The sequence below is a fragment of the Microbacterium karelineae genome (assembly GCF_009745985.1).
Lineage (GTDB): Bacteria > Actinomycetota > Actinomycetes > Actinomycetales > Microbacteriaceae > Microbacterium > Microbacterium karelineae.
In genome coordinates this window covers 63413-70360 of sequence record NZ_WFIX01000180.1, presented here as the reverse complement: position 1 = coordinate 70360, position 6948 = coordinate 63413, and the positions used below count along the sequence as shown (strand labels likewise).

The following is a 6948-nucleotide window of genomic DNA, read 5'->3' as shown; positions in this document are numbered from 1 at the left end:
GGCGACACGACGGTGACGTCGGGTGGCTGGCTGCCGGAGTCGGACGTCACGCTCCAGCTGACGGATGCCGCGGGCGACCCCGTGGGTGACGAGGTGGTCGTGACGACCGACGCGGACGGCAACGTCCCGGCGGACACGACTCTCGCGACGCCCGAGGACGCCGAAGCCGGTGACGTGTTCGACGTGGTCGGCACGGACGACAACGGCGTGGAGGTGTCGGCTCCGGTCGAGATCATCGCGCCGACGATCGAGGCGACGTCGCCGGTTCCGGCCGGTGGCGAGACCGAGGTCACGTCGGACGGCTGGGCTCCGGAGGACGAGGTCACGCTGCAGCTCGAGGACGCCGCTGGCGACCCCGTGGGCGACGCGGTGACGGTTCCGACCGACGCCGATGGCAGCATCCCCGCCACGCCCCTCCCGGTTCCGGAGGACGCGACGCCCGGTGACCACACGGTCACCGGAACGGACACGAACGGCAACGAGGTCTCGGCTCCGCTCGAGGTCACGGAGGCCGGCGAGCCGATCGTCGAGGTCGACCCGGAGATCCCCGCGGGGGTCTGCGCCGAGATCACGTCGAGCGGCTGGGCTCCGGACAGCTCGGTCACGTTCACGCTCGTGGACGAGGCCGGCGAGACGGTGACCGAGGTCACGTTCGACACCGACGCCGACGGAAACGTCGTCGCCGATGGCGTGGTCTGCATCGAGATCCCCGCTGACGCCGACCCGGGCGACCACACGGTCGTCGGTGAGGACGAAGAGGGGAACACCGGTGAGGACACGACCAGCATCTACACGCCGATGATCGAGGCGACGTCGCCGGTTCCGGCCGGTGAGGTGACCGAGATCACGTCGGGCGGCTGGCTGCCCGAGAGCGACGTCGACCTGCAGCTGCAGGGGACGATGGCTCCCGTCGTGCCCGTCACGACCGACGCGGACGGCAACGTCCCCGCCGGCACGACGATCACGGTTCCCGAGGGCACCCCCGCGGGCGACTACCTGGCAGTCGGAACGGACGAGAACGGTGCCGAGGTCTCGGCCCCGGTCGAGGTCTACGCGCCGAGCCTCGAGGCTGAGAGCCCGGTCATGCCGGGCGACGAGTCCGAGATCACCTCGGGCGGATGGCAGCCGAACTCGCCCGTCGAGCTCCAGCTCGTCGACCCCGACGGCAACCCCGTGGGTGACCCGATCACGGTGATCACCGACGAGAACGGCGACGTTCCCGCCGGCACGGTGGTTCCGATCCCTGCTGACGCCCAGCCCGGTGACTACACGATCATCGGATCCGACGAGCACGGCGCCGAGGTCCCTGCGGACCTCGTCGTCATCCTCGCCGACGCTCCCGTCCTCGAGGCCTCCTCGCCGGTTCCTGCCGGCGGAGAGACCACGATCGCCTCGTCGGGCTGGACGCCCGACAGCGAGGTGACGCTCACGCTCGCGGACCCCGACGGCAACGTCGTGGCCACGGTCGAGGGCGTCCCGGCCGACGAGCAGGGCTACCTGGCCGACGGCACCACCATCCCGGTGCCCGAGGACGCCGCCGCCGCCGCGGGTTACACCGTGACGGGCGTCGGCGTGGACGACGAGACGGCCTCCGATGAGATCGAGGTGTACGCACCCGTTCTCGAGGTCGACCCCGTCGCTCCGGGTGAGTGCGCCGAGGTGACGTCGTCCGGCTGGCTGCCGGGCGAGGAGGTCACGCTGCAGCTGGTGGACCCCGAGGGCGACCCCGTGGGCGAGCCGGTCGTGGTGATCGCCGACGAGAACGGCGACCTCCCCGAGGGCACGTGCGTCCCGGTTCCCGAGGACGCCACGCCTGGTGACGACTACACGGTCGAGGGTGACGGCGATGGCGGAGCCCACGTCGAGGCCCCGCTGCCGATCGCCGAGACCGGCGACGGCCCGACGATCGACGCCACGTCCCCGGTTCCGGCCGGTGGCGCGACCGAGATCACGTCGGAGGGCTGGACGCCCGGCACGGACGTCATGCTCGAGCTGCTCGACAGCGAGGGCACGACGCTCGGCGACCCGGTGATCGTCACGACCGACGTCGATGGCGCGGTTCCCGCGGGCACCATGCTCGCGGTTCCCGCCGACGCGACGGCCGGCGCTCACACAGTCACGGCGATCGACACCGATGGGGTCGATGTCGAGACGGGCATCGAGGTCTACGCCCCGGCGCTCGACGCCAGCTCGCCGGTCGTGGCCGGTGGCCAGACGGCCATCACCTCGGGCGGCTGGCTGCCGGAGTCGGAGGTCACGATCCACCTGTTCGACGCCGATGGCGGTCTGCTCGACGAGACCACGGTCACGACGGATGCGGAGGGCGCGGTGCCGACCGGTACGACGCTCACCGTTCCGGCGGACACCGAAGTCGACTCGGTCCTGATCGTTCACGGTATGGACACCAACGGTGCGGAGGCGGCTGACGAGATCACGGTCGTGGACGATGCCGACGGTCCCGTGATCGACGCGACGTCCCCGGTCGTCGCCGGTGCTGACACCTCGGTGTCGGGATCCGGCTGGACCGCGGACACCGAGGTGACGCTCGCGCTGAGCGACGCCGACGGCGAGATGGTCGGCGACACGGTCACCGTGACGACGGACGCGGACGGCAACGTCCCGGCCGGCACCATGCTCACGGTCCCCGCTGACACCGCGCTCGGCACCTACACGGTGACGGGCACGGACGTCGCAGGCAACATGGCGTCCGACGACATCGGGGTCTACTCCCCGATGATCGAGGCGACGTCGCCGGTCAAGGCCGGTGACGACACCGAGATCACGTCGGGCGGCTGGTTCGCCGACTCGCAGGTGTCGCTGCAGCTGCACGACGCCGAGGGTGACGCCGTGGGCGCCCCCGTGACCGTCACGGTCGACGCGGACGGCAACGTCCCCGCCGGCACGACGCTCACGGTCCCGGCGAGCGCCGTCAAGGCCGGTGGCGACCCCGTGGAGTACACGGTCGTCGCGACCGACGAGTACGGTGTCTCGGTCGACGCCCCGGTCACTGTGACCGAGGGATCCGACGGCGGCAACGGCGGCGGAGACGGCGACGGCAACGGCAACGGCAAGGGTGACCTCCCCGCCACCGGCGGTGAGATCGCGCCGGGCATCATCCCGATCGCGCTGCTGACGCTGCTGCTCGGAGCCGCGCTCATCGCGCGGTCCCGCGCCAAGGCAGGCATCGTGAAGGAGTAGCCACTCCGTCAAGGCCGAGAGAAGAGGCGGCGGCCCGGTTCATCCGGGCCGCCGCTTCTCGCGCGCCATGCGTTCTCAGGCGCGAGCGACCTCGGCCCCGTGGCGCGAGCACGCGGCGGTCCATCCCGACGGCGTCACCTGCACCTTCAGCCGTCGCCGGCAGCGGCCGCAGAAGCGCGGCGGCTCGAGCGCCGTGTCGCGGCAGCCGCAGGCGGCGGATCCGCAGCGCGTGCAGAACTCGATCGTCCCAGCGACTTCTGCAGCTCCCGCACCGGCATGTTCAGCTCGATGAGGAGGTCGAGGTCGGCCGTCGCCGGACGCCCGAGGGTCGTGAGGTAGTTGCCGACGATCACGGCGTTGATGCCGCCGAGGAGGCCCTCGCGTGTGCCGAGGTCGCCGAGCGTCAGCTCGCGCCCGCCCCCGTAGCGGAGAACCGTGCGCGGCATCGTGAGGCGGAACGCCGCGATCGCCCGCAGCGCATCCTTGCCGCTCATGAGCGGCTGGTCCTCGAGTGGGGTGCCCGGCCGCGGGTTCAGGAAGTTCAGGGGCACCTCGTGCGGCTCGAGCGCCGCGAGTTCGACGGCGAGCTCCGCCCGCTGCTCGAGCGATTCGCCCATGCCGATGAGCGCGCCGCAGCACAGCTCCATGCCCGCGTCCTTCACGAGCCGACAGGTCTCGAGCCGCTCGTCGTAGGTGTGCGTCGTGACCACCTCGGGGAAGAAGCTGCGCGCCGTCTCGAGGTTGTGGTTGTAGCGGTGCACCCCCCCATCCGGCGAGCTGCGCGGTCTGCCGCGGGGTGAGCATGCCGAGCGAACAGGCGATGTCGATGTCGACCTCGCGGCGGATCCGCTCGATCGCGAACCCGACCTGGTTCATGAGCTTGATGTCGGGGCCGCGCACGGCGGCGACGATGCAGAACTCGGTCGCGCCCGTCTCGGCCGTCTCCTTCGCCGCGCGGACGAGGCCGGGGATGTCGAGCCATACGCCGCGCACGGGGGAGTCGAACAGGCCCGACTGGCTGCAGAAGTGGCAGTCCTCGGGGCAACCGCCCGTCTTGACCGACACGATGCCCTCCACCTCGACCTCGTCTCCGCAGAACCGCGTGCGGACCTCGTGGGCGAGCTGCAGGGCGGCGGGCAGGTGCGCGTCGGGCAGGCGCAGGATCTCGAGCACCTGCGCCCTGTCGAGGCCTGTCCCGCGGTCGAGGACCTGCGCGCGGGCGATGTCGAGGATGGGTGGGATCGGTGTCGGAGAGAGCGTCACGGAGCGCACTCTACCTGAACGCCGTTCAGGAGACTTTCCCGATCCCTCGTGCGAACCGGAATGACGCGGATAGGCTGAGCCTCGATGCGCACACGTCGACTCCTCGCCGCCCTCGCCCTCGGCCTCCCGTCGGTCCTGCTGCTCGGCTGCGTCGCCGGCGCCGTCAGCGAGGAGCCGACCGCGGATCCCGAGACGCCCGCCGTCGAATGCGAGGAGGGCGAGCCGCTCTCGCAGGCTTTCGACAACGGATCCGCGTGGACCATGTGCTGGCAGGTGCAGGAGGACGTCGGCCTGCTGCTCACCGACATCGGCTTCGCCCCGACGGGCGACGACACGATCCCGATCCTCGAATCGCTCGCGATCGCGCAGCTCGAGGTGCCGTACGACGACGGCGAGCGCCTCACGAACGACATCACCGAGGCCGGGTTCGGATCCGGGCGCATGCAGACCCTCACGGAGACGGAGTGCGTGGGCGAGCGGATCGCGACGGCCGTGCCGAACGTCGGGGACGGCACCTACGGCAAGTCGCCCGTGCGCGAGGTGCTCTGCTCCGAGGTCGTCGACGACGGGCTCGGCTACCGCTCCAGCGACGGCGCGCTCGTCGCCGACCGCCGCCAGTCGTGGCAGCTCGGATCCATCTCGAAGGTCGGCTGGTACGAATACGTCGCGCAGTACGCCTTCGGATCCGACGGCACGATCTCGCCCTCTCTCGGCGCGACGGGAGACATCTCGCCACTCGACTTCACCGACGAGGAGCACGGCTGGCCCGTCGGCGAGGGCGACCATGACCACGCCGCGAGCCACTCGCACAACGCGGTCTGGCGCGCGCACTGGGCGCTCGGCGCGACAGGCGACCTGCGCGCCGAGCAGTACGACGCGACCGAGACAGGCGAGCACGGCAGCGAGTCGCCCATCCTCGACGGCACCCTCACGGAGATCGCCCACCCGACGACCCTCGAGTGGGAGAACCGGCGCTGGTGGCGCGTGCTCTCGCCGAGCGTCGAGAACGCCGACGGGCACCCGATCTCGTACGAGATCGACATCGACGGCACCGACTCGTTCGCCTTCTCAGAGGACCAGCACGACCACGGAGACGAGGCCGGCTACGACGTCGCCTTCACGAACGCCGACGAGTGCCAGCTCTTCGCGACGCACAACGGACGAGAGTGCGGCGCGGGCGTCCTCGACTTCGTCGCCGACAGCGCGGAGGACCCGCTGCGCGACATCGTCTCGTGGGTCGCCGTCGGCTTCCACCACGTCGTCCGCGACGAGGATCAGTCGCCCATGGACACGCACTGGCAGGGATTCACGCTCCTCCCGCGCGACCTCACGGCGCAGCGCGTGGGCATCCCCTCCGGGCGCGAGGACGTCAACGGGATCCCCGAGGACAGCATCTGGCGCCAGGGCGAGGACGACGAGTAGGCGGGCACGCAGAAGGGGCCCGGCCGCAGCCGGGCCCCGCGGGCGTCGCCTACCGGCGCGCCTGGAGGACGCCGAAGACGACGTCGGGCACGTCGCTGATGATGCCGTCGACATCGGCGTCGAGCAGGCGGTGCATCGTCGGCTCGTCGTTGACCGTGTAGACGTTCGTCGTCATGCCGGCGGCGTGGATGGCCTCGACGTATTCGGGGGTGATGGTGTTCTTGTTCGGGTTGACCTCGTCGGCCCACGCGCCATAGGCGGCCATGTCCTCGACGGGCACGGTGCCGAGCAGGCCCGTCGGCGTCTCGGGCGAGATCGCGTTGTAGGTCTCCATCGCGTCCCAGTCGAAGCTCTGGACCGAGAGGCGCCCCGCGCTGAGCGCCGAGCGCACGTAGCCGGGGTACGATGCGAACACGTCGGAGACGGCCTGCTCGACGCCCGGGTACAGTGCGGGGCTCTTGAGCTCCATGATGATGCCGCTGCGGGATCCGCGCACCTGCTCGATCATCTCGGCGAGCGTGGGGATCTGCTCGCCGGCGAACTCCTCGCCGAACCAGGATCCGGCGTCGAGCTGCTTGAGCTCGTCGAGGGTGTAGTCGCCCACGAAGTGCGAGGCGCGGTCGGGGAAGACCTCCTCCACGTTCGTCGTGCGCGTGAGGGTCGTGTCGTGGATCAGCACGGGCACGCCGTCCTTCGACAGCTGCACGTCCGACTCGATGAGCGTCGCGTTCAGATCGATGCCGACGCGGAACGCCGCGAGGGTGTTCTCGGGCGCGTAGGCCGACGCGCCGCGGTGGGCGATGACGGTTGTCGACACGTGCTCCGGCTGGCCCGGCTCGCCGCCCGGCGCCGCGTTCGCGGGGAGCGCGGTGAGCGAGAGGCCGAGAGCGGTGACGGCGGTGGCGCCGACGAGGTGACGGATGCGCATGTGAGCTCCAGAGATCGAGAGGGAAGGGGATCCGCGTCTCACCCTGGCGGGCCGCCGTGACCCTTTCGTGATCTTCATCTAGCGGAGAGGTGACGCGTCTCGCGCCGCGACGACGAACAGGCGAACATCCGGCGACG

General features: G+C 71.0%; 4 protein-coding genes and 1 pseudogene. 2 read left to right on the top strand and 3 right to left on the bottom strand.

Features of this window, described 5'->3' with window-relative positions; genetic code table 11:
- Window positions 1-3198: LAVTG motif-containing sortase-dependent surface protein (locus tag GB932_RS19215; protein WP_438616708.1), on the top strand; the 3198-nt coding region annotated here is incomplete at its 5' end.
- 75 nt (window positions 3199-3273) lie between these two features.
- Here the strand turns inward: GB932_RS19215 and bsaP are convergent.
- A complete protein-coding gene (gene bsaP, locus GB932_RS21670) occupies window positions 3274-3441 on the bottom strand; it encodes a biotin synthase auxiliary protein BsaP (RefSeq protein ID WP_438616709.1) in 168 nt (55 codons plus the stop codon).
- Window positions 3442-3446: 5 nt separating this feature from the next.
- Window positions 3447-4461: pseudogene (gene bioB / locus GB932_RS08840) on the bottom strand (biotin synthase BioB); the annotation flags it as partial.
- A gap of 84 nt (window positions 4462-4545) precedes the next feature.
- Here bioB and GB932_RS08835 point away from each other — a divergent pair.
- Window positions 4546-5883, top strand: coding sequence for a copper amine oxidase (locus GB932_RS08835; protein ID WP_156760335.1), 1338 nt, complete (start codon window positions 4546-4548; stop codon window positions 5881-5883).
- 49 nt (window positions 5884-5932) lie between these two features.
- Here the strand turns inward: GB932_RS08835 and GB932_RS08830 are convergent, their stop codons facing one another.
- Window positions 5933-6811, bottom strand: a complete 879-nt coding sequence (locus tag GB932_RS08830; protein WP_197517405.1) for a glycerophosphodiester phosphodiesterase — start codon at window positions 6809-6811, stop codon at window positions 5933-5935.
- Between the last annotated feature and the right edge of the window lie 137 nt (window positions 6812-6948).